This window comes from Clostridium sp. AF37-5 (assembly GCF_003477605.1).
Classification (GTDB): Bacteria; Bacillota; Clostridia; order Lachnospirales; family Lachnospiraceae; genus Eubacterium_F.
The window spans coordinates 40,929-64,687 of sequence record NZ_QUDR01000017.1 but is presented as its reverse complement, the minus strand read 5'-3'; the positions used below and the strand labels follow the sequence as shown (position 1 = coordinate 64,687).

At 39.9% G+C, this 23,759-nt stretch carries 21 protein-coding genes and 1 tRNA gene; 21 read left to right on the top strand and 1 reads right to left on the bottom strand.

The genetic code is table 11. The features are described 5' to 3' along the window. Positions 1 to 170 precede the first annotated feature (170 nt). Positions 171 to 428 carry a carbon storage regulator gene (locus DW019_RS10970; protein WP_117480149.1) on the bottom strand — a complete coding sequence of 86 codons (258 nt, stop codon included), beginning with the start codon at positions 426 to 428 and terminating at the stop codon, positions 171 to 173. A 111-nt stretch (positions 429 to 539) separates the two neighbouring features. Here DW019_RS10970 and DW019_RS10965 point away from each other — a divergent pair, with 111 nt between their 5' ends. The 21 genes from DW019_RS10965 (at position 540) to DW019_RS10860 (ending at position 23,755) form a co-directional block, all read left to right on the top strand. Then, positions 540 to 1,115: a tyrosine-type recombinase/integrase gene (locus DW019_RS10965; protein WP_118443379.1), complete on the top strand. Its 576-nt coding sequence runs from the start codon at positions 540 to 542 to the stop codon at positions 1,113 to 1,115. A 233-nt stretch (positions 1,116 to 1,348) separates the two neighbouring features. After that, positions 1,349 to 1,780, top strand: a complete 432-nt coding sequence (locus DW019_RS10960) for a GNAT family N-acetyltransferase (protein ID WP_243024148.1) — start codon at positions 1,349 to 1,351, stop codon at positions 1,778 to 1,780. A gap of 107 nt (positions 1,781 to 1,887) precedes the next feature. Further along, complete coding sequence (locus DW019_RS10955) at positions 1,888 to 2,592, top strand: CpsB/CapC family capsule biosynthesis tyrosine phosphatase (RefSeq protein ID WP_118443378.1); 705 nt, start codon at positions 1,888 to 1,890, stop codon at positions 2,590 to 2,592. A gap of 1 nt (position 2,593) precedes the next feature. Further along, positions 2,594 to 3,427 carry an LCP family protein gene (locus DW019_RS10950; protein ID WP_118443377.1) on the top strand — a complete coding sequence of 278 codons (834 nt, stop codon included), beginning with the start codon at positions 2,594 to 2,596 and terminating at the stop codon, positions 3,425 to 3,427. Between the two features lie 307 nt (positions 3,428 to 3,734). Continuing rightward, the gene (locus DW019_RS10940) at positions 3,735 to 3,998 is read left to right on the top strand and encodes a hypothetical protein (protein ID WP_117480142.1); all 264 of its coding nucleotides are present in this window, start codon (positions 3,735 to 3,737) and stop codon (positions 3,996 to 3,998) included. Next, a complete protein-coding gene (locus DW019_RS10935) occupies positions 3,995 to 5,092 on the top strand; it encodes a Coenzyme F420 hydrogenase/dehydrogenase, beta subunit C-terminal domain (RefSeq protein ID WP_118443375.1) in 1,098 nt (365 codons plus the stop codon). Before DW019_RS10940 ends, DW019_RS10935 begins: the two co-directional genes overlap by 4 nt. A 202-nt stretch (positions 5,093 to 5,294) precedes the next feature. Next, positions 5,295 to 6,209, top strand: a complete 915-nt coding sequence (locus DW019_RS10930; RefSeq protein WP_182431102.1) for an Rpn family recombination-promoting nuclease/putative transposase — start codon at positions 5,295 to 5,297, stop codon at positions 6,207 to 6,209. Then, a complete protein-coding gene (locus DW019_RS10925; protein ID WP_118443373.1) occupies positions 6,206 to 6,751 on the top strand; it encodes a hypothetical protein in 546 nt (181 codons plus the stop codon). Before DW019_RS10930 ends, DW019_RS10925 begins: the two co-directional genes overlap by 4 nt. A gap of 67 nt (positions 6,752 to 6,818) precedes the next feature. Beyond that, a tRNA-Trp gene (locus tag DW019_RS10920) sits at positions 6,819 to 6,889 on the top strand. A 129-nt stretch (positions 6,890 to 7,018) separates the two neighbouring features. Next, complete coding sequence (locus DW019_RS10915) at positions 7,019 to 9,085, top strand: fibronectin type III domain-containing protein (protein ID WP_118443372.1); 2,067 nt, start codon at positions 7,019 to 7,021, stop codon at positions 9,083 to 9,085. 425 nt (positions 9,086 to 9,510) lie between these two features. Continuing rightward, positions 9,511 to 11,208: an SGNH/GDSL hydrolase family protein gene (locus DW019_RS10910; RefSeq protein ID WP_118443371.1), complete on the top strand. Its 1,698-nt coding sequence runs from the start codon at positions 9,511 to 9,513 to the stop codon at positions 11,206 to 11,208. Continuing rightward, positions 11,209 to 12,351, top strand: coding sequence for a tRNA guanosine(34) transglycosylase Tgt (gene tgt / locus DW019_RS10905; RefSeq protein ID WP_022377466.1), 1,143 nt, complete (start codon positions 11,209 to 11,211; stop codon positions 12,349 to 12,351). It abuts the gene before it with no gap. A gap of 17 nt (positions 12,352 to 12,368) precedes the next feature. Continuing rightward, a complete protein-coding gene (gene yajC, locus DW019_RS10900; protein WP_117479055.1) occupies positions 12,369 to 12,644 on the top strand; it encodes a preprotein translocase subunit YajC in 276 nt (91 codons plus the stop codon). 169 nt (positions 12,645 to 12,813) lie between these two features. Next, positions 12,814 to 13,974 (top strand): galactokinase, encoded by a 1,161-nt coding sequence (locus DW019_RS10895; protein ID WP_118443385.1) that lies wholly within the window; start codon positions 12,814 to 12,816, stop codon positions 13,972 to 13,974. A 110-nt stretch (positions 13,975 to 14,084) separates the two neighbouring features. Then, positions 14,085 to 15,089 carry a UDP-glucose 4-epimerase GalE gene (gene galE, locus DW019_RS10890; protein WP_118443370.1) on the top strand — a complete coding sequence of 335 codons (1,005 nt, stop codon included), beginning with the start codon at positions 14,085 to 14,087 and terminating at the stop codon, positions 15,087 to 15,089. A gap of 23 nt (positions 15,090 to 15,112) precedes the next feature. After that, positions 15,113 to 16,705, top strand: a complete 1,593-nt coding sequence (locus DW019_RS10885) for an FGGY-family carbohydrate kinase (protein ID WP_117479053.1) — start codon at positions 15,113 to 15,115, stop codon at positions 16,703 to 16,705. 33 nt (positions 16,706 to 16,738) lie between these two features. After that, positions 16,739 to 18,373: a response regulator gene (locus tag DW019_RS10880; RefSeq protein WP_118443369.1), complete on the top strand. Its 1,635-nt coding sequence runs from the start codon at positions 16,739 to 16,741 to the stop codon at positions 18,371 to 18,373. Next, positions 18,370 to 19,833, top strand: coding sequence for a sensor histidine kinase (locus DW019_RS15530; RefSeq protein ID WP_242989404.1), 1,464 nt, complete (start codon positions 18,370 to 18,372; stop codon positions 19,831 to 19,833). The genes DW019_RS10880 and DW019_RS15530 overlap by 4 nt, the downstream gene beginning before the upstream one ends. Before the next feature lie 156 nt (positions 19,834 to 19,989). Then, the gene (locus DW019_RS10870) at positions 19,990 to 21,057 is read left to right on the top strand and encodes an ABC transporter substrate-binding protein (RefSeq protein ID WP_347474421.1); all 1,068 of its coding nucleotides are present in this window, start codon (positions 19,990 to 19,992) and stop codon (positions 21,055 to 21,057) included. A gap of 119 nt (positions 21,058 to 21,176) precedes the next feature. Then, positions 21,177 to 22,700 (top strand): sugar ABC transporter ATP-binding protein, encoded by a 1,524-nt coding sequence (locus DW019_RS10865; protein ID WP_117479051.1) that lies wholly within the window; start codon positions 21,177 to 21,179, stop codon positions 22,698 to 22,700. Next, positions 22,697 to 23,755, top strand: a complete 1,059-nt coding sequence (locus DW019_RS10860; RefSeq protein ID WP_347461592.1) for an ABC transporter permease — start codon at positions 22,697 to 22,699, stop codon at positions 23,753 to 23,755. The genes DW019_RS10865 and DW019_RS10860 overlap by 4 nt, the downstream gene beginning before the upstream one ends. The last annotated feature ends 4 nt before the right edge of the window (positions 23,756 to 23,759 follow it).

Genomic DNA, 23,759 nt, shown 5'->3' with positions numbered 1-23,759 from the left:
CCTAACTGTCTGTTAGCGTTCATTGATGTAATGTTGTGTTGTACGATCATAATAATTACCTCCTTGTTTTACCGTCACAAATCCGTTTGCGACGTTGCGTTTGTTTTAGTTTCTATAATATCCAGAGGTGCAGGCTGCGGGCCCGGCAGCTTGCAATCCCCTGATTATTATTACGATTTGGTGTCACCGGGTTTCGTGCCTCTTTTTTTTCGGTACTTTTCCGGTAAGTTTGGCTCGGCATAATAAGAAGGAGAATTCTTCTTTAATTCCGGATTGTTTTTTTCTAATACGGTACTGCGTACGATATTAACTTCCTTAGGAGCATCAATCATAATACGCAAATGATGATTACTTCCGCCTAAAAAAACAATTTTGATATCATCGCCAAGCATTAAGTATTCTTCTGTACTAAGTGATAATCGAAGCATTTTTTAGACCTCCCTGTCTTGCATTGATACAACATTTGTTGGTAAAATGTTGCATTGACAGCAAGGATTATTTTTAAGTAATCCAAATATGGAAGGGAGAAGGAGGTTAGTATGGGAACGACACAACCGATACGGAACAAAAAAACTCTGGAAAATTTTAGAAATTATTACAAAAAGGAGGAAAACAAGCCAAGAAATTATGCACAGATTGTTTTTGGACTCAACTCGGCATTACGGATTAGCGACATTTTAAATTTAAAATGGAAAGATGTATGTAACTCTGCCGGCTATTTGGAGCACATCATTGTGGCTGAGAAAAAAACAGGAAAGAAAAATGTGTTGGCATTGAACCGTGCAACAAAGGAAGCACTGGATTATTATCGAAAAACAATAGAAACCATTGATTCCGAACATTATATTTTTTCTAGTCAAAAGGTTAAAGATGAACCAATTACACGCTCACAAGCATTTCGGATTATTCAAAAGGCAGCACAGAAATGTGGCATGAAAGAACCTGTCAGCTGCCATTCATTACGAAAAACTTTTGGCTATTATGCTTGGAGAAATGGAACGCCACCCGCATTGCTTATGAGTATTTACAATCATTCTTCCTATGAAATCACAAAGCGTTACTTAGGGATTGAGCAGTTAGACAAAGACGAAGTATATGAAAAAAATGTTCTATAGAAAAAAATTAAAAAGTTAAAAAAAGGGGGTTAAGTAAAAAAGAAAACAGCCGATATATATAGTGTCAGAGAGAAAATGCAACATTTTACCAACAAATGTTGCATTCTTTTTATTAGGAAGAGTTTTTCTTTATTATGACCATTTTTTCTTCTTTTTTAGTGACAAATTCATTAAATTTTCGTATACTATAGTGAGATTATTGACGAATGGAAAATGAAAATCAGGTGATAGATATGAAAAAAGAAATTCAAATTCGAAAAATGAAAAAATCAGACCTCCCACAATTGCAGAAAATGTACCGGGATTTGATTCCGGAAGGAGTTTCGATGGAAGTATTAGAGAACAATTATTATCGTACAGTCGACAGACCGGAGTATTTTCTTGCAGTGGCAGCAGATGGTGATAAGGTGCTTGGCAGCACGATGGGAATTGTGTGTATTGCATTGGATGCTCCATTCCTTGTTGTAGAGAATGTGATTGTTTCCGGTGAATGCAGAGGGCAGGGCGTTGGCAGAAAAATATTTGAGGCACTGGATGAATTTGCACTTAAAAATCAGTGTGAATATGCACTTTTGGTTTCTTCCGGATTCCGAAAGGGAGCACACCGGTTTTATGAGGCGGTTGGCTATACAGATGATGTACGCGGGTTTCGAAAATATTATTAGAAAATTATAATCAGTTAAATATTTTGCTTGACAGAATATAAAAAATTTGATAAAGTTGCAAATGACATAAAAATAAGTGTTTGTGTGGACGGAGGATTTGATACTTCATGATAGATTTTCATACACACATACTGCCGGGCATGGATGATGGAAGCCAGGCTACACATGAGTCTCTTCAGATGTTGACGCTGGAGAGTGAGCAGGGAGCGCAAGAGATATTGTTGACTCCCCATTTTTATGCCCATTTTGACAAAATTTCGTCTTTTTTAGAGCGGAGAGAGTACTCTTTTCGGAAATTAACGAAAGCACTGAATGAGCATGATATGGGGACTCCCCTTTCTTTACGGAAGGGCGCGGAAGTTTATTATTTTCCGGGAATTGGGGATGCGAAGCAAATTCGCGAACTCACGATTGAAGGAACCGATATTTTCCTCCTTGAGATGCCATTTGCTCAGTGGACGGATGAGATTTATGTGGATGTCAAAAAATTGATTGAGAAACAAAAGTTGACAATCTTACTAGCTCATGTCGAGCGATATGATTCATTTCAAAAAAGCAGAAAAATCTGGAATCAAATTTTTAAACTTCCCTTATACGCTCAGATTAATACGGGCGGAATCGACAGACATAAAAAAAAGCGTTTTATCAAAAAATTTTTAAAACTTCAGGTGCCGTTGGTACTGGGAAGTGACTGTCACAACATGAAGACACGTTTGCCAAATTTAAAACAAGGACGTGACAGTTTAAGAGACATCTTTGGGGAGACATTATTAGCAGCAATTGATAAGACGGAGGAAAGGTTGCTGAAATAATATGCGTAGGAAAGAGCGAAGAAAGATGCTTATTCTTTTTGTCGCGCTTATATTGGCGATGGTAGCATTTGGAATTGGACTCAAAATTTTTGAAAATCATATGCCTGAACCGGTAATTTCGGAGGATGATTTTTTGACAGATGAGCAGTCGGAAGAGTTGGTTGCTTTGGGGAGTCTGAAACTGAATGGGAATATTTATTCTTATTATCACGATTTTGAAACATATTTAATTATGGGGCCAGATAAAACAGGTGCTGACAGTAAAGTGTACCAGGGAAGCATGAGTGATTTTTTAATGCTTGTTATTGTGGATAAAACAGACAACAATTATTCTTTTTTGCCGATTAACAGAGATACGATGTCAGAAGTACGACTGATACAGGATGATGGTACCGGAGCAGCAACAGCAGAACTGCAATTGTGTACAGCACATTGGTATGGGGGAAATGCCGGGCAAAGTTGTGCTAACACAGTGGAGAGCATATCCAAACTTTTCGGTGGACTTAAAATTGATGGTTATTATGCAATTCCAATGGATGAAATTCCAAAATTAAATCATTCGGTTGGCGGAGTGACGGTTACGTTATTAGAGGACTTTCAAGATATTGACCGCCAAATGAAAAGGGGTGAAACGCTTGCTTTGTCAGACGAGCAGGCATATCACTATATTCATGATCGCTATGGTGTGGGAGATGAAAAAAATACATCTCGTATGAAACGCCAGCAGCAGTATATGGAGGCTTTTTTTACAAAGGCAAAGGAAAAGGCTAAAAGCGATAAGGCTTTGGTTATTTGTTCTCTGGTTCTTTTGGTGCAGTGTTTAATATACTATTAAATTTCATCTTAGTTCCAGTAATAGGGGTATATGGAGCTGCACTGGCAACATGTATAAGCTATATTGCAGTCTTTATGTTTCGTGTGTTTCACACCAGAAAATATATTAAGTATGATATTTGGTATAAGGAATTTATTCTGGGGTCATTGTTAATGATTTTGTCTGCAATTTTGATGTTTGTAGATGACATAAAAGGATTTCTTTTTCAACTTTTAATTCTTGTGCTTGGATTTGCTGTGTTTTCAAAAACATGGATTCCGATGCTGCAATTTTTTTTGAATAAAGTTCGAAGAAAGCGCGTGATTTAATGAAGAAGTTGGTTAGCATTATCGTTTCTATATACAATGAAGAAAAAAATATTGATAAAAGTGGTCACATTATTGATAGCTTAATGGAAAAAGCTATTGAATGGATTTATTTAGAAACTCATTTTGATGAACCAAGAAGCATGGTGATTAGAAAAACTTTAGAATTTAAGAAGACTGCAAAAACTGGGGGTATAAGATATAGTGTTATGAGAAAGAAACTAGAGTGTATTCACACTCTTATCATGGGAGGTGTTTTTTCATGAAAACTGTGTGTGCTAAGAATATGTGCGCTGGTTGTATGGCTTGCACGAATATATGCAAAATGAGTGCTATTACTATTATAGATGACTATAAGTCATATAATGCTGTGATTGATGAAGTGAAGTGCGTAAATTGTGGGCTGTGTGAAAAAAATTGTCCAAATATAAAATGCGTGGATAAGCTTAATCCTCTCTTTTGGAAAGAAGGATGGGCATTGAATCCAGAAATCAGAAATAATGCCTCTTCAGGAGGTGTTGCTTCAGCAATTATATATTCATTTATTAAAGATGGTGGATATGTTGCTTCGTGTATGCTTAATAAGGGAGAATTTGTTTTTGTATTAACAAGTTCGACTCAGATAGCTGAGCGATTTACAGGTTCTAAATACGTTAAAAGTAATCCCAAAACAATATATAGAGATATTGAAAGAAAACTAAAAGATGGGAAAAAAGTTCTTTTTATAGGATTACCGTGTCAAGTTGCAGCATTGAGAAATTTCTCAAGCAATCAAGAGAATTTGTACACAGTTGATTTAATATGTCATGGTTCTCCATCGCCTGAATTGTTGAAGATGTATTTAAAAGAAAAATCAGTGGATATTGAAGAACTGGAAGAGTTAAATTTTCGTGAGAAAACATCATTTGGCTTAAGGTCGACAGAGAAAGATATTGGTTTTTCGCGGATTGTCGATATGTATACATATGCTTTCTTGAAAAGTATAGATTATACGGAGAATTGTTATTATTGTCGTTATGCATCACAATCTCGTGTTTCGGATATTTCATTAGGTGATTCATGGGGAAGTGAGTTGCCCGAGGAGGAAAAGAAGAAGGGAATCTCTTTAGTTCTGTGTCAGACAAAAAAGGGAGAAGAATTACTGAAAAAGTCAAATTTGGAACTGTTTGATGCAGATATTACAAGAGCAATTCAGTTAAATCATCAATTGGAGTTTCCATCAAAAATTCCATCATCCAGACCGTTTTTCTTTGAAAACTTAGAGAAAGGTTTTGATTTTACTATGAAGAAAATATTACCTAAAGAACATTTAAAAAATGAGATTAAGACTATTTTATCTAAAATTGGAATTAGAAGATAAACTTTTGGTGTGCAATAAATATTTTCGCTTGTAATTCTTGCTAAGCTGTGTTAAGATATGCACAAGCAGAAAGTCCAAACATTATCAGAAAAGTCAAATAGTATAGAATCGAGAAAAAACTTCACTGCGAAATCACAAAAAACAAATTGAAAAGCAGGGAGGTTAGTACATGGGATATCTCCCTGAGAGGGAGGTATGTCACATGAGAAGACACATTGATTTTGACAAAATCGGTATTACCGATGATGTAATGTTTTGTACCGTTTTAAGCAATTCTGAGGATTGCAGAGAATTTTTACAGAGAATCCTCGGTATCGAGATTGAGGAAATTGTCGTCGTGGGAACCCAGGTGAGCATGAAATCGAATTTTCATGCGAAGGGTGTCCGTCTTGATGTTTATGCAAAGGACAAAAAGGGAAACGCCTATGACATTGAGATGCAGACGACGAAGATGAGGGAGCTGCCGCTGCGGAGCCGGTATTACCACAGTGAGATGGACAGTTACCAGATTGCCGCAGGAGAGAAGTATGGAAACCTAAAACATTCAATTGTTATTTTTGTATGTAATTTCGATCTGTTTGCTAAGAACCGAAGTGTATATACATTTGAATCGATTTGCCGTGAGGATATAGAGATTCATTTGCAGGACAAAAGAAAAACAATTTTTATTAACATAAACGGAAGCCGAGAAGATGTACCGGAGGAACTTGCACATCTTCTTGATTACCTGAAAACAAAGACTCCGACGGATGGATTTACCGAGCGATTAGAACAGCGTGTGCTGAAAATCCGAAAAGACACAGAATGGAGGGATGACTATATGACGCTGGAAATGAAGATGGATGAGAAGTATGAGCAGGGGCGTGAGCAAGGATTGAAAGAAGGGATTACAAAGGGAATCGAGCAAGGAATCGAGCAAGGAATCGAGCAGGGAATCGAGCAAGGGATTGAGCAAGGGATTGAGCAGGGAATCGAATTAGGAATTGGTCAAGGTCTGCGTGTACAGATTCAGAAGAAATTAAATAAAGGAAAGTCAATTTCACAAATTGCGGACGAGTGTGAAGAGTCGGAGGAAGTAATTTGGAAAATAATTAGAGAAAATGACTGGAACGCATGAAAAATTTATTAGTAGTGAGCAAAGTGTCGTTTAAAAAACGGATGGTTAACAAAAGAAAAACAATTTTTATCAATATAAACGGAAGTCGAGAAGATGTACCGGAGGAACTTGCACATCTTCTTGATTACCTGAAAACAAAGACTCCGACGGATGGGTTTACCGAGCGATTAGAACAGCGTGTGCTGAAAATCCGAAGAGACACAGAATGGAGGGATGACTATATGACACTGGAAATGAAGATGGATGAGAAGTATGAGCAGGGGCGTGAGCAGGGATTGAAAGAAGGGATTACAAAGGGGATCGAGCAGGGAATCGAGCAGGGAATCGAGCAGGGAATCGAGCAGGGAATCGAACAGGGAATAGAGCAAGGAATTGAGCAGGGAATCGAGCAGGGAATCGAATTAGGAATTGGTCAAGGCCTGCGTGTACAGATTCAGAAGAAATTAAATAAAGGAAAGTCAATTTCACAAATTGCGGACGAGTGTGAAGAGTCAGAAGATACCATTCGCAAAATTATAAGCGAAAAGGGTATTAGCGAATAGAAAATGCTTGACAAAAGGCTTAAAACGAGGTATGATAATCGAGTGAGTGCGAAAAACACTTACTTGTAGGGGCATAGTTCATCGGTAGAATAAGAGTCTCCAAAACTCCAGAGCTGGGTTCGATTCCTAGTGCCCCTGTTATTTATAGAGAAGGCTGCGCAGAGATGCGTGGCCTTTTTTGTGACAAACCTGTCGGCTATAGTGAGTGTCAGACGAAAAGACGACATACAAAAAGTATGAGACTGGCAGAATAGGAGGCAGTACAAAATGAAACGTAGGATAATAGCGCTCATTCTTGTTATGGGATTGCTTGCAGGAATGGGAGTGGATGGAAAAAAGGCTTTGGCGGCGGATAGTACACCGGCTGGACAAACGAAAGAAATTGCAAAGATAGAAGTTGTTGACACGGAAATCGAACTTCCTTATAAAAGTACATTTACTAAGGAAAATGTTGTTATTAAAGTGACTTATGAGGATGCAACAGAGCAGCTTGTGCATCCGGAGAAGATGACGGCTGTCGATACGACGAAGATTGGTGAGCAGCAATTAGAATTGTCCTATCAGGACAAGACGATAAACTATACGGTTCGTATTGTTCCGAGACAGGTGACCGGACTGAAAAGAAAAGAAACAACGAAGAAAAAAGCAGTGATTGAGTGGAATGCGCTGGCGGAAAGTGAGGAGTATGAAATTTTTACTTCGTCAAAAGAGACGAGTAGTTTTTCACTCTTGAAAAGTACGACAAAAACCAGTTACGAATTTACAAATTTAAAAGAAGGACAGATTCTATATGTGAAAATTCGTGCCGGTGCAAATGGATATTATGGAAAAGAATCCGAAGTCCTGCTTGTGGCTCTGCAGCCTGGTGAAGTGACAAAAATTACTGCAACAAAAAATGTAAAGACAAAGATAACGCTTGCGTGGGAGCCGGTCAGTGGAGCCACCGGTTATCAGATTTATTACCGTAAATCGACTTCAAAAGAAAGTATTTTGGCAGGTAATACGATAGAGACGACATTTGATGTGACAGGACTTTCCGCTGGAAAGAACTATTATTTTACGATTGTTGCGTATGCCGGTGATGTGGATAATCCGGGCGAACCGTCAGAGGAAGTATTGTTTGGTACGGCACCATCGATACCAGGTATTTCAAAAATTAAAGGCGGCGATAAGCGGATTAAGGTCAAATGGAGCAAAGGAACCGGAGCAGATTATTTTAATATTTATTATTCAAAAAAATCGACTTCCGGTTACAAGGCAGCGGTCAAAGTGCCGGCAGACGAGTCGAAAATTCGTGGCATAGACGGATTAAAGAAGAATACAAAATACTATGTAAAAATCGAAGCAGTGCGAACCGTGTCCGGGATTACGATGAGTTCGGTTTCAACGGTAAAAAGTATCAAAACTGCTTCTAAAAAAGTGAAAGCGACGAGTATATCAGCCAAGTTTTTTAAAACGAAAAAAGCGTTTAAAAAATCAGCGGCTTATAAAAAATATAAAGCCTTCAAAAAACGAGTTTCTTATGCAAAGAGTTATGTGATTCCGGGACTTGTTGGAACAAATGTGGGGGGCTTTTATGCGACACGTATGGTCCCTCAGAGTGTGACATTTGCCGGAAATTATCTGCTGATTTCTGCATATGATTACACGAAAAAACAGGAATCGGTTATTTATGTGATGAACAAAACAACAAGAAAGTATATTACGACCATTGTTCTGCCACATACCGGGCATGTGGGCGGCATCACCTTTGATGGCGAGAATGTCTGGGTGACATACGGTAAAAATTTGCAGAGTTTTAAGTTTAATCAGGTTCAGGCAGCAGTTTTATCCGGCAGGCCGTATTACGAGATTTACCGGTTTGCTTCCGTTGTAAAAATGCCGGAAACGATGTCTTACGTTACCTATTACAATAACCGAATCTGGGCAGCAGCGTACAGCGAATTCTCCTCAAAATATATGTACGGTTATACCATTCAGAATAAATCCGCAGCGCCATCTCTTACTTACACAAACCGGATTCTTATGCCGAACCGGACACAGGGAGTTGCGTTTACTACATCAGGGAAAATGATTGTTTCCCGCTCCTGTCAGACCAAAAAGGGACGCAGAGGTTTTATGTCGCAGTTAGAAACGTATCAGCCGACATGGGATTACACCAAACTGTCGATTAAGAAAAACAAAAAGAAAAAGACCGTTAAAATGCCTCCGATGAATGAAGGAATTGCGATTGACGGAGCTTACACGTATGTGATTTATGAGTCACCGGCCTTTTATGAATGTCAAGCAAAACTTGACCGGGTGATAGCATTTAAAACAAGTAAAATAAGCTAATAGGGCAAGGGAGCAGAGCATTCGTAATAAAAAGTATATCAAGATTACTTTACTGGATAAGGCAGAACCAATTGTACAAAGCGGCATAAGGACACAAAAACAATTTGCAAAGAATGTTTTTAGTGGAGTAACAAAGGAGAAAATAGATATGTGCAAAGAGGTGTTTAATAAGATTTGTGCCAATGCAGATGAATGTTTAAAAAAATATAAGGAGTTAATTGAAGAGCAGGAACAACGATAAGCCTCGTATATCAGATATAATGGAGGTAATATTGATGCTGGATATTTGCTGTTTGACTTTGTTACAGGAATTGTAATAATGGGGTTCCCCTTTTGACGATTATGCGTTATAATGATAACGATTGCCGTGCAAAAGGGGACTTTTGCATTTGAAAATGATTTGAGAAAAAAGGAGTTGTAAGAATATGAGAGGACCTGCCGCACCGAAGGATCCGGTTGAAAAAAGACCATGTTTATATGTTGTTTTAGATAAGACGATTTCCGGTTCGAAAGACCCGGAGGGCGTAATTCGCGATTATGTGTACTTAGAGGGAAGATTAAAAGATCAGGTAAAATTTACATCAGGAGATATTGATGAAGAATTGCTGGATATGCTCCCAAGGATGGAGACATTCCGCAAACTGGTTCACAGTGTTGGTGTCAGTATTAAGGCGGAAGACCCGGCAGATAAAGAAAAGGAAGTCGAGTTTCAGTTCCAGTGTTATGGAAAAACTGATAAATACACGACAGGAACTGTGATGGAAGCGACAATTCCATGTACGGGAGAAGAAATGGTTCTTCCGGTAGATGCCTACCCGGTAAATGAGGATGATGACTGCTTCGGCTCCTTTAATTTTATTTTCCCGGAAGAAAATAAAAATATGGATTTGACAGTCAAATTTTATGTAAATGATGGCTATGAAGTGCCGGAAATTCAAGTTGATCCGCCGGTTAATTTTGATTCGCCGGAGTATCAGGATATGATTGAAAACTCGCTTGTGTCGACAGGAAACAATTATCGCCTGAAAAAGGTAATCGAAAAATGTAAACGCGGCGAGGATGTGACGATTGCTTATATTGGAGGCTCGATTACACAGGGAGCCGGCGGAAAGCCAATCAACACGATGTGTTATGCTTACCGTTCTTATGACGCGTTTTGCAAGTTGTTTTCACCTTGCGATGGAAAAAATATGCACTATGTAAAGGCCGGTGTCGGTGGAACTCCATCCGAACTTGGTATGGTGCGTTATGATTTAGATGTTACGAAAAATGGTGAGATTACGCCGGATTTGGTAGTGGTTGAATTTGCGGTAAATGACGAGGGCGATGAGACGCAGGGTGTTAGTTTTGAGAGTCTTGTGATGAAAATTCTTCAAGCTGAAAATGCACCGGCAGTGTTATTGAATTTTGCAGTATTTATGAATGACTGGAATCTGCAAAATCGATTGCAGCCAATTGGTGAGCGCTATGAACTGCCGATGGTTAGTGTAAAAGATGCTGTTGTTCCGCAGTTTGAAAAAAATCGTGTAATTACAAAGAGACAGTTCTTCTATGATATTTACCATCCAACGAATGATGGACACCGCATTATGGCAGACTGCATTGCAAATTTGTTTGAAAAGGTAGACAAAGAGGAGATGGCAGAGCAGGATATTTCTCTTGACAAAGAGCCGGTTTATGGCACACAGTTTAAGGATTTGCTTCGCTTTGACCGCACAAATGCAGAAGATTTTGCAGTGATTGTACAGAATGGGTATGATGCAAAAGATACAGATATCCAGTATGTAGAGCGTGATATGGATTTAAATGGTTCACCGGAGTTTGCTGACAACTGGATGAATGACGGTTCTGTAACAGGGGCAGAATTTAGGATGACGATTACTTGTAAAAATTTAGTGGCGGTCATCAAAGATTCCGGTTCGTCCGAATTTGGTACGGCTGATATTTTAGTTGATGGCAATGTGGTAAAACAGATTAACCCACTCGATAATGGATGGGCACACTGTAATCCGCAGATTTTAATTGATGAAAAAGAGAGCAAAAAACACGAAATCGTATTCCGCATGAAAGAAGGCGACGAGGCGAAGAAATTTACAATACTTGGTTTTGGAGTGACACGGTAAATGAAGAAATATGAATTGCTGGCGACTGATGGGCGTGCGCGCAGAGGTCGTTTCACGACACCGCATGGCGTAATTGAGACGCCGGTGTTTATGAATGTAGGAACGGTGGCTGCGATTAAGGGTGCAGTTTCTACGATGGATTTACATGATATCCACACGCAGGTTGAATTGTCAAATACGTATCATCTGCATGTGAGACCGGGTGATGACGTGATAAAAAAATTAGGTGGTCTTCATAAGTTTATGAATTGGGACAAGCCGATTTTGACAGACTCGGGCGGATTTCAGGTGTTTTCCTTAGCCGGACTTAGAAAAATCAAAGAAGAGGGCGTGCATTTTAATTCACATATTGATGGACGTAAAATTTTCATGGGACCGGAGGAAAGTATGCAGATTCAGTCGAATCTCGCGTCAACGATTGCGATGGCATTTGATGAGTGTCCACCGCATCCGGCTACGCGTGAATATATGCAGAATTCGGTTGACCGAACGACGCGGTGGCTGCGCCGTTGTAAGGCAGAGATGGAGCGGTTAAATGCACTTCCGGATACGATTAATAAGGAGCAGATGCTTTTTGGTATTGACCAGGGCGGAACTTTTGAAGATATCCGTATTAATCACGCAAGAGCAATCCGCGAACTGGATTTGGATGGTTATGCGATTGGTGGTTTGGCAGTCGGTGAAACGCATGAGCAGATGTATCACATTTTGGATGTTACGGTGCCGGAACTGCCACAGGATAAACCCATTTATCTGATGGGGGTTGGTACACCACAGAATATTTTAGAAGCTGTAGAGAGGGGTGTTGATTTCTTTGACTGTGTATATCCGGCGAGAAATGGGCGACACGGACATGCTTACACAAACCATGGCAAGATGAATCTGCAGAATAAAAAGTATGAACTGGATGACCGTCCAATTGAGGTCGGATGCGGATGTCCTGCCTGCCGACACTACAGCAGGGCGTATATCAGGCATCTTTTGAAGGCAAAGGAAATGCTTGGTCTGCGATTATTAGTCTTGCATAATTTGTATTTTTATAATACAATGATGGAAGAAATTCGGGAAGCTATCGAAACAGGTACTTTCTCTGAATATAAAAAGAACAAGCTGGCACGTATGGAAGCCGGTTTGGATGAATGATTTTAGGAGGTTAACTCATGCAGGGAATTGGAATTATTTTGCTTTATGTGGTAATTATTGGCGCATTCTATTTGATTGCGATTCGTCCGCAGAAAAAGAAAGAAAAAGAGCATCAGGCATTGGTAAATGCAGTTGCAGTTGGTGACAGTATTCTTACAACCAGCGGTTTTTACGGTGTTGTCATTGATATGACAGACGAAGTGGTTATCGTTGAGTTTGGAAGCAACAAAAACTGTCGTATTCCGATGCAGAAGTCTGCGATTGTAGAAGTTGATAAAGCAGAAGAAGCCTAGTTGGAACAAGAGAAAGAGCCATGCATTTGAAAGAAATTCGGATGTGTGGTTTTTTTGTTTGCGGATTTCGTAACTATAAAAAAATCCACCATTACCTTATAATAATCCATTGACCGTTTATAGGGAGAGTTTGTTATAATGGAGTTAATGAAAAAGAGGGAGAGAAATGATGAAGGAAAAATTACTGGAGAAATTTCAGGACATTTATGGTGATACCAATGGTACAAAAGTATATTTTGCACCGGGACGAGTGAATCTGATTGGTGAGCACATTGATTACAGTGGGGGACTGGTGCTGCCGTGTGCACTGACACTTGGAACTTATGGAGTTGCGAGAAGACGTGCGGACAAGAAAATAAAAGTTTATTCCATGAACATGGAAGACGAGATTCAGGAGATTGCGATTGGGGATTATCAAGTAGTGAATGAATCCGATTGGACGAACTATATTAAAGGCGTTTTGTGGGCATTTGAAAAGAAAGAAATGGTACTGCCATTTGGCATGGATTTACTGTTGTTTGGCGACTTGCCAAGTGGGGCAGGACTTTCTTCCTCGGCATCTTTGGAAGTGCTGATTGGATTTATTGTGCAGGACTTGTATGGCTTTGATGTGACCAATGTGGATCTTGCATTAATGGGGAAGCAGGCAGAGCATGAATTTTGTGGCGTAAATTGTGGCATTATGGATCAGTTTGCTGTAGCGATGGGGAAAAAGGACCATGCAATTTTATTAAACACGAAAACTTTGGGTTATGAGTATATTCCTATTACACTGTCCGGAGTAAAATTAATTATTGCGAACAGCAATAAAAAGCATAAACTTGGTGAGTCAAAGTATAATGAAAGACGGGAAGAATGTGAAACTGCTCTGGAAGAAATTTCACAGGCAATTGGAATTCATGCCCTTTGCGATTTGGATGAAAAAACATGGAATCTGTATCAGGTGACGGTTAAAGATGACGATAGAAAACGGCGTGTGAAACATGCGGTCACGGAAAATGCCAGAACAAAGCAGGCGGCTGCGGCGTTAAAAAACGGTGAACTGAAAACATTCGGCGAGTTAATGAAAGCCTCCCATCAGTCGTTGTCTGAAGATTACGAAGTCACAGGAGATGAAATGGATGCGCTGACAGAGGCAGCCTGGCAGCAGGACGGGGTTCTTGGTTCGCGCATGACCGGGGGCGGTTTTGGCGGCTCAACAATTAGTCTTGTAAAAGAGAATTTCGTGGATGAATTTATTCAGGAAACCGGAAGAATCTATACAGAAAAAACGGGGCTTAGCGCAGACTTCTATGTAGTTGAAATTGGTGATGGACCTGTGGTACAATAACAAGAGAAAACGAACGATTCGAGCCCCTATGATAAAGGAAACAAAGCATCGCGTTTGCACGAAAGGGGTGAGGCTTGAACCTAAATTTAAGTGAAATGGAGGAAACAATTTTGAAAATTTTAGTAACAGGCGGAACCGGCTACATTGGTTCCCATACGTGTGTGGAGCTTTTAAACAAGGGATATGAAGTAGTTGTTTTTGATAATTTGTATAACTCAAAAATTGATGTGGTAGATAAAATTGAAAAAATCACAGGAAAGAAAATTACGTTCTATAAAGCAGATATGTTAGACAAGGAGAGTATGCGTCCGATTTTTGAGGAGCATAAACTGGATGCTGTGATTCATTTTGCAGGTTTAAAAGCGGTTGGAGAGTCAGTGGCAAAACCGCTGATGTATTATCAGAATAATATCACCGGTACATTAAATCTTTGTGAATTAATGAAGGAATATGGCTGCAAGCGCATTATTTTCAGCTCTTCCGCAACAGTCTATGGTGATCCGGCGCAGATTCCGATTACGGAGAAGTGCCCGAAAGGAACCTGTACAAATCCGTATGGATGGACGAAGTCGATGTTAGAGCAGATTTTATCTGATTTTTATACATCGGACAATGAGTGGAGCGTTGTTCTTTTACGTTACTTTAATCCGATTGGAGCGCATGAGAGCGGTTTGCTTGGGGAAAGTCCGAATGGAATTCCGAATAATCTGATGCCGTACATTATGCAGGTGGCAGTTGGCAAACTTCCGGAACTTGGTGTGTTTGGTGACGATTATGATACACCGGATGGAACAGGTGTCCGCGATTACATTCATGTAGTTGATTTGGCAAAAGGACATGTGAATGCGATTCAGAAGGCTGTATCTGCAGAAGGTGTTAATATTTATAATTTAGGAACGGGAAATGGTTACAGTGTTTTGGATATTGTAAAGGCATTTGAGGCAGCAAATGGAGTGAAAATTCCATATACGATTAAGCCACGTCGTGCCGGCGATATTGCCACTTGCTACGCAGACCCGAAAAAGGCAAAAGAAGAACTTGGCTGGGAAGCACAGTACGATTTGAAACGGATGTGTGAAGATTCCTGGCGTTATGCACAGATGTGCGAGAAATAAACAAAGAAATGGAGGATATTAGAATGGATACAAAAAAGCAGATTGAAGAGGGAAAAGCGGTACTTGGTATTGAATTTGGTTCAACCAGAATCAAGGCGGTTTTGATTGATGGAAAACATCATCCGATTGCATCCGGAAGCCATGAATGGGAAAATCAGTTAGTGGATGGTGTCTGGACTTACAGCATCGATGCTATTTGGAAGGGATTGCAGGACTGCTATCAGGATATGAAAAAAGATGTGCAGGAAAAATACGGTGTGAAAGTAACCAAATTGGCTGCGATTGGATTTAGTGCCATGATGCACGGATATATGGCATTTGATAAGGATGACAAAATTCTTGTTCCATTCCGCACCTGGCGCAATGCGATTACCGAAGAAGCGTCGGAAAAATTGACAGATTTATTCCGGTATAATATTCCGCAGAGATGGAGTGTTGCCCATTTGTATCAGGCAATTTTAAATGGAGAAGAACACGTAAAAGATATTTGCTTCCAGACAACATTAGCCGGTTATATTCACTGGATGCTGACCGGCAAAAAAGTGCTTGGTGTAGGGGATGCATCCGGTATGTTCCCGATTGATATTGAAACAGGAAAATACGATGCAAAAATGGTTTCTCAGTTTGATGAAGCGATTGCAGACAAAGGATATCCATGGAAATTAATGGACATTTTCCCGGAAGTATTGTCCGCCGGAGAGGATGCAGGAACACTTACACAAGAAGGCGCAAAACTTCTTGATACAGACGGTGATTTGGAGGCAGGAGTTCCGCTTTGTCCGCCGGAGGGAGATGCAGGAACCGGTATGGTGGCAACGAATTCTGTTGCACGGCGCACAGGAAATGTGTCTGCCGGTACATCGGTATTTTCTATGGTAGTTCTTGAAAAAGAATTGAGTAAAGTTTACAAAGAACTGGATTTGGTTACAACACCGTCCGGTGATTTGGTTGCGATGGTGCACTGCAATAACTGTACATCTGATTTGAATGCGTGGGTAAATATTTTCCGCGAATTTGCAGAGAGTTTTGGTCTGGATGTCGATATGAACCGGTTGTATGGCACATTGTACAAAAAAGCGATGGAAGGCGATGCAAACGGTGGAAATCTGTTGGCGTACAATTATATTTCCGGTGAAAATATTACGGAAATGGAAGAAGGACGTCCATTGTTTGTCCGCACCCCAAACAGTAAATTTAATTTAGCTAACTTTATGCGTGTGAATCTGTATTCGGCACTTGCTTCTTTGAAAATTGGTATGGACCTTCTTTTGAAAGAAGAAAAAGTAGCAGTAGATAAGCTTTTAGGCCACGGCGGTTTATTTAAAACCAAAGGTGTCGGTCAGCAGATTTTGGCAGACGCTGTAGATACACCAATTTCTGTTATGGAAACGGCCGGTGAAGGTGGTGCCTGGGGCATTGCTGTGTTAGCTGCTTATTTGATTCATAACGATGGAAAAAATCTTGGTGACTATTTGAATAAAGAGGTGTTTGCCGGTCAGGAAGGCAGTGAATTAAATCCGAATCCGGAAGGAGTCAAAGGATTTGATGAATTTATCCGGATTTACAAAGAAGGACTTCCGATTGAGCGGACAGCCGTTGATTCAATGAAATTATAAAATGGAGAACGAGTAGGGAGAAGGCGTTTTTTTATGATCAGTGTATTTCTTGTCGAAGATGAATTTATTGTCAGAGAGGGAATCAAGAATATGAATTGGGAGGCCTATGGTCTCTCGTTTGTTGGAGAGGCCAGTGATGGAGAACTGGCCTTTCCTCTTATAAAAAAGAAGCATCCGGATATTGTAATTACAGATATATGCATGCCTTTTATGGACGGATTGGAGTTAAGCCGTTTGGTAAAAAAAGAACTGCCACAGACAAAGATTTTGATTTTAAGTGGTCATGAAGAATTTGAATATGCAAAGGATGCCATTCAAATTGGTGTGGAAGAATATTTGTTAAAACCGATTAACAGTGATGAATTACTACAGGTTGTCAGACGTGCAGCAGACAAAATTACAGAAGAAAGACAAGCGGGCAGGCGTGACAGAGAGGACGAGGCCGGAGAGAAAGAACGCAGAGAGCATGCTAAGAGCCTCTTTTTTTCCAATCTGATTGAGGGAAGACTTTCTATGGCAGAGCTTCTGGAAAAAGCACGCAGTATTGGAATTGAGTTGGCTGCGTCCTATTATCAGATAATGCTTGTGAAAATCGGACGAAGTACTTTTGATTCTTATTCGGCAGCAGTCAATGAAATGAATGACAAATTGCAAAATTATATATCTTCCAAATCGGAACATATGGTGTGTTTTGACAGAGAACCGGAGGGCGAAATTATTCTCTTTATGGAAGAATCAAAAGAGAAGATGGAAGAAGATGCGAAGGATTTGGCAGATTTTTTAGAAAATATGTTATCAGAAAAACCGGAAATTGGCTATTTTGGAAGTGTGGGCAGTCCGGTGAGCCGTATTCGGGAAATTTCACAAGCGTATGAGACGGCAGCACATGCCTTTGCTTATCGTTTTCTGGTGGAAGGGAATCAGATTCTGCGATTTGAGCAGATTGATAGAAAGCCGGTTTTGATGGAAAGAGCCGATGGCGAGTATCATGTTGGAAAGATTAATTTTGGCGGACTTGATAAGACTCGGATTAAAGCTTTTTTGCGTGGAGGTGATTCGGAGGAAATTCCGATTTTTGTAGAGGAATATCTTGAAAATGCAGGGGATGCCTGTCAGAATTCATTGATTTTCCGCCAGTATATTGTGATGGATATGTATGTTGCGGCGAGCCATTTTTTGGAGCAGCTTGGAGATTCGGAGGAGTTTTCCAGAAAGGAGCCGTTTGAAAGCCCGGTGCAGATGGAACAGGTTTTACAGCAGTTAGATACAACTATTTCTTATGTGATTTCTTTGTTCCGTGAGGTGATGGAGATACGAGACCGCCACACGAAAGAGCATAACAGCGATATTGTCGAGCTTGCGAAAAAATATATCGACAAAAATTACAGTGATGAGGATTTGTCACTGAATACCGTTGCGGCAGAGGTGAATGTCAGTCCAAATCATCTGAGTGCGATTTTCAGCCAGAAGACAGGACATACTTTTATCCGTTATTTGACGGATGTACGTATGAATAAAGCCAAAGAACTTTTGAAATGCACAACGATGCGGAGCAGTGAAATAAGTGAAAAAGTTGGTTATAAAGATCCACACTATTTTTCACATTTATTTAAAAAAAATCAGGGATGTACCCCAACACAGTACCGAGAGGGAGGGGCAAAAGGATGAAAAAATTATTTTTTCGTATTTTTAGGAAGAAAATAGATGAGTATCGTGATTTTTCGATTCAGAAAAAAATTTCAGTGGCATTTGTACTTCTTTTAGTGCCGCTGATTTTGTTTGTCCTGATTTGGTTTGTATGTGCGTTGGATGCAACCAACCGTTATGATAAAGTTGTAAGGAATACGGCCATTATCAGTGAATTCAATTTGGATTTTAAAAAGAATTATGATTATAAAATATATTTGATTACGACCGGAAACCGTACTTATACGGATCAAAATCCGGAACAAGATATCCGTTATGCAAAGGATATTATCAGACGTGTAAAGGCAACGACGGAAAATAGCGAAAACAAGGAATGTATTGTCCAGATTGAACGTTATTTTCAAGTGCTTGAAAAATATACCAAAACGATTCAGGAAAATATGCAAAAAGAAGGGAAATATGATGAAAATCGGGATTTGTGGGAAAATGGCGTACAATTAGTTACCGCAAATATTCAAAATAAGATGCTGCAGCTGCTTTATAATGAAAACAGACAAAGTGCACTTATTTATTCGGATATGCAGCACATCACCCGAAATATGATTATTATAAGTTTGTTCCTTGCTGCTTTTCTTGTTGTGGTTACCACGATGATGATTACAATTATTCCGAGAAGTATTTCTAAACCGGTTCGCTATCTGAGTAGTATTACGAAAGAGGTTGCCGATGGAAATCTTGAGGTGCGGGCACATATGGAACATGGTGTGGATGTAAAATTGTTAGCGGATTCATTAAATGTAATGATTGAAAAAATAAAGACGCTGATTGATAATGTGATGCTGGAACAGATGAGACTTCGAGAAGCTGAATTGGAAATCTTACAGATGCAGATTAATCCTCATTTCTTATACAATACGCTGGATACAATTGTTTGGCTGGCCGAAGCAGGTCAAAAAGAACAGGTTGTTAGTATGGTACAGACGTTGTCTGATTTTTTCCGTGCTTCCTTAAATAGTGGAAAAGACATTGTGTCTTTAGAAGGGGAATGTCGTCATATTACAAGTTATTTGCAGATTCAGCAGGTAAGATATCAGGATATTTTAACGTATGATGTGGATATACCGGAGGAGATTGCTAACTGCAAAATACCCAAAATAACGTTACAGCCACTTGTGGAAAATGCACTTTATCATGGAATTAAGAATAAGAGAGGAAAGGGAAGGATAGTAGTTACCGGACGAAGGGAAAAAGACAAATGTGTTATCCGGGTGGAAGATAATGGAATTGGTATGACAAAAGAACGGTTGAATCAGGTTCGTGGCGGCTTGACGACGAAAATTGAAGACAGCAATGATTTTTATGGTTTGTATAATGTGAATGAAAGAATCCGGTTGAAGTTTGGAGAAGAATATGGACTTTCCATCGACAGCGTATTGCAGGAAGGAACATGTGTTGAGGTGTGGCTGCCATGGGAATCGTAAAAAAATCACCCTTGCCGTAATTTTTTCAATCATTTATGAAAAAAAGAATAGAAAAATCCAAAATAACCAAAAGAATATCCATTGGACTTTTGGTTATTTTTTATTATGATGGAGATACAAAAACGAGAACTCATACAGAAAAGGAGGAATTGAGTTATGAGAAAAAATTTCATGAAAAAGGTAGTAGCAGGAATGCTTACTGCAGTAATGGCGTTTTCCCTTACTGCATGTGGAGGTGGTGATGCTTCCACAAATGACACAGCGAAAGAAGAAGGATCTTCCGATGTAATTACGGTTGGATTTTCACAGGTAGGTGCAGAATCTGACTGGCGTACAGCAAACTCAGAATCAATGAAATCAACATTTACCAAAGACAATGGTTATGAATTGATTTTTGACGATGCACAGCAGAAACAGGAGAACCAGATTTCAGCCATCCGTAACTTTATCCAGCAGGATGTTGATTACATCGTACTTGCACCGGTTACTGAGACCGGATGGGATGCCGTTCTTGGTGAGGCAAAACAGGCAGGAATCCCAGTTATCATTGTTGACCGTATGGTAGATGTAAAAGATGACAGTTTGTATACTGCATGGGTAGGTTCTAACTTCGAACTGGAAGGTAAAAAGGCAGCAGCTTACTTGGATGCTTACATGAAAGCAAAGAACATGAAAGATATGAAACTGGTTAATATTCAGGGTACAATCGGTGCATCGGCACAGATTGGCCGTACCAAAGGTCTGGATGATGCTGTAGCTGCAAATGGCTGGAACCTTCTTGACAAAACAACCGGTGAATTTACACAGGCAAAAGGTCAGGAAGTTATGCAGTCCTTCTTGAAGAAGTACAAAAAAGACATCAATGTTGTATACTGTGAGAACGATAACGAAGCATTTGGTGCAATTGATGCAATCAAAGCAGCAGGTTATGAAGTTGGTGCAGACAAAGACATGATGGTATTCTCCTTCGATAGTACAAAAGAAGGTTTGAAGAAAGTTCAGTCTGGTGAAATCACTTTGAATACAGAGTGTAACCCACTTCATGGACCACGTGTAGAAGCAATCATCAAACAGCTTGAGAAGAAAGAAACACCAGAGAAGAAAGCTTACGTAGATGAAGAAATGTTTGCTCATGATGATACTGTAAAATCGGTAACTGTTGACGGAAAAGAGTATCCGGTAACGGTTGTGACAGATGAGGTAATGGGCGCTCGTAAGTATTAATTCAAACACAATGTAAAAAAATGAAACAAAATCAGTAACAAATTGAGTGAGAGAGGAGGAATGATTTCTTCCTCTCTCAATTAGAAAATATCCTGTTATGCAGGTAGATGGAGGGAAAGATGAGCGAGAATATTGTATTAAAGATGAGTAATATCAGCAAAACTTTTCCCGGAGTGAAGGCATTATCCAATGTAGATTTTACATTACGGGAAGGAGAAATCCATGCCCTGATGGGGGAAAATGGTGCAGGTAAATCCACCTTGATTAAAGTGTTAACCGGTGTTCATGATTTTCAGACGGGTGAGATTTACATGGTAAAAAAAGCGGGAGACAAACCGGAATTAATAGTGAATCATTCACCGCAGGAAGCACAACAAAATGGTATCAGTACCGTATACCAGGAAGTAAATTTATGTCCGAATCTTACGGTTGCAGAAAACTTGTTTATCGGCAGAGAGCCAAGAAGATTTGGTATGATAGACTGGCGTACGATGAATCGCAAGTCGACAGAGGTTTTAAAGAATCTCGATATCCATGTGGCACCAACTCAGAGTTTGGACGAGTGTTCCTTGGCAATTCAGCAAATGATAGCAATTGCCAGAGCTGTGGATATGAAATGCCGAGTTTTAATTTTGGATGAGCCGACATCCTCTTTGGATGATGACGAGGTTCAGAAATTATTTGTCCTGATGCGGAAATTGAGAGCAGAAGGTGTAGGAATTATTTTTGTAACACACTTTTTGGAACAGGTATATGAAGTGTGTGACCGAATCACTGTACTGAGAAATGGTGAATTGGTTGGTGAGTATGAAGTGGAATCACTTCCACGTGTAAAATTAGTATCTAAAATGATGGGAAAAGATTTTGATGACTTAGCAGATATCAAGGGTGAATATAAGCATGAAAAACATTTAGAACCGTTGATTGAGGCCAAAGGGTTAGGTCATGCAGGTACAATTCGACCGTTTGATTTGACAATCAACAAAGGAGAAGTAATCGGACTTACAGGACTTCTTGGATCCGGACGTTCAGAGATGGTTCGTGCCATTTACGGTGCTGACAAAGCCGATTCCGGCGTGCTGAAAGTCAAAGGAAAAGATACTAAAATCTCATCCCCATTGGATGCGATGAAAGCCGGCATGGCATATTTGCCGGAAGATAGAAAAAAGGAAGGAATCATTGCCGATTTGTCTGTTCGCGAAAATATTATATTGGCACTTCAGGCAAAACGTGGAATGTTTAAGTTATTATCCCGCAAACAGATGGAAGAATTTGCGGATAAATACATTGACTTGTTGCAGATTAAAACAGCAAGCCGTGAAACTCCGATTAAGAGCTTATCCGGCGGAAACCAGCAGAAGGTGATTATTGCCAGATGGCTGCTTACGAATCCGGATTACCTGATTTTGGATGAACCGACACGAGGGATTGATATCGGAACAAAGACAGAAATTCAGAAATTAGTACTTCAACTGGCGGATGAGGGAAAAGCAGTCACCTTTATATCCTCCGAGATTGAGGAGATGCTTCGAACCTGCAGCCGTATGGCAGTTCTTCGTGACGGAAAAAAGGTTGGCGAAATTGAAGAAGAGGATTTGTCACAAGAATCCATTATGAAAGCAATTGCGGGAGGTGATGAATAATGGCTGAGAAAATTAAAAAAATAACAGGAATGCGATTATTTATGCCGATTGTGTGTTTGTTTATCGTATTGCTTGTAAATGTGATTCGAACACCGGATTTCTTTAATATAACGTTAAAGGACGGACAATTAAGTGGATGGCTGATTGATGTGATTAACCGAGGTTCTGAACTTGTTATACTTGCCATTGGTATGACATTAGTAACAGCTGCTTCCGGTGGTCAGGATATCAGTGTTGGTGCTGTTATGGCGGTTGCCGCTGCTGTTTGCTGTCAGATTTTGTCCGGCGGTGAAGTAAGTACAAATACACTGGCTGCTCCGATTATCATTGCTGCGATTGCCGGAATTTTAGTTGCTGCTTTGTGCGGCGCGTTTAATGGTTTTTTGGTTGCGAAACTAAATATCCAGCCAATGGTTGCTACATTGATTTTGTTTACTGCAGGGCGCGGTATTGCCCAGTTGGTTACACAAGGACAGATTACATATGTCCGTGTGGAATCTTACAAGGCAATGGGTGGATTTCTCGGACCAATTCCGACACCGGTCATCTTTGCAGTCGCAGCCGTTGTTGTTGCCTATTTGGTATTAAATAAGACAGCACTTGGTATGTATATTGAAAGTGTAGGAATTAACAGTCATGCATCCCGCTTGATTGGATTAAATTCTACAAGAATTAAATTCCTCACCTATGTAATTTGCGGAGCCCTGGCAGGGCTTGCAGGAATTGTTGCTTCGAGCCGAATTTATTCCGCAGATGCTAACAACATTGGTCTGAATCTTGAGATGGATGCCATCTTAGCAGTAGCGTTAGGTGGAAACATCTTAAGTGGTGGTAAATTTAGTTTGATGGGGTCAGTAATTGGCGCTTATACGATTCAGGCGTTGACAACAACGCTGTATGCTATGAGTGTACCGTCTGACCAGCTCCCGGTTTATAAAGCAATCGTTGTTATCATTATCGTAGTTCTTCAGAGCCCGGTTTACAAAAAGGCAATGCAGAATTACAAAGCGAAGAGACAGTCGAAAAAGGCAGTAGTACAGGGAGGTGAACAGTAATGGG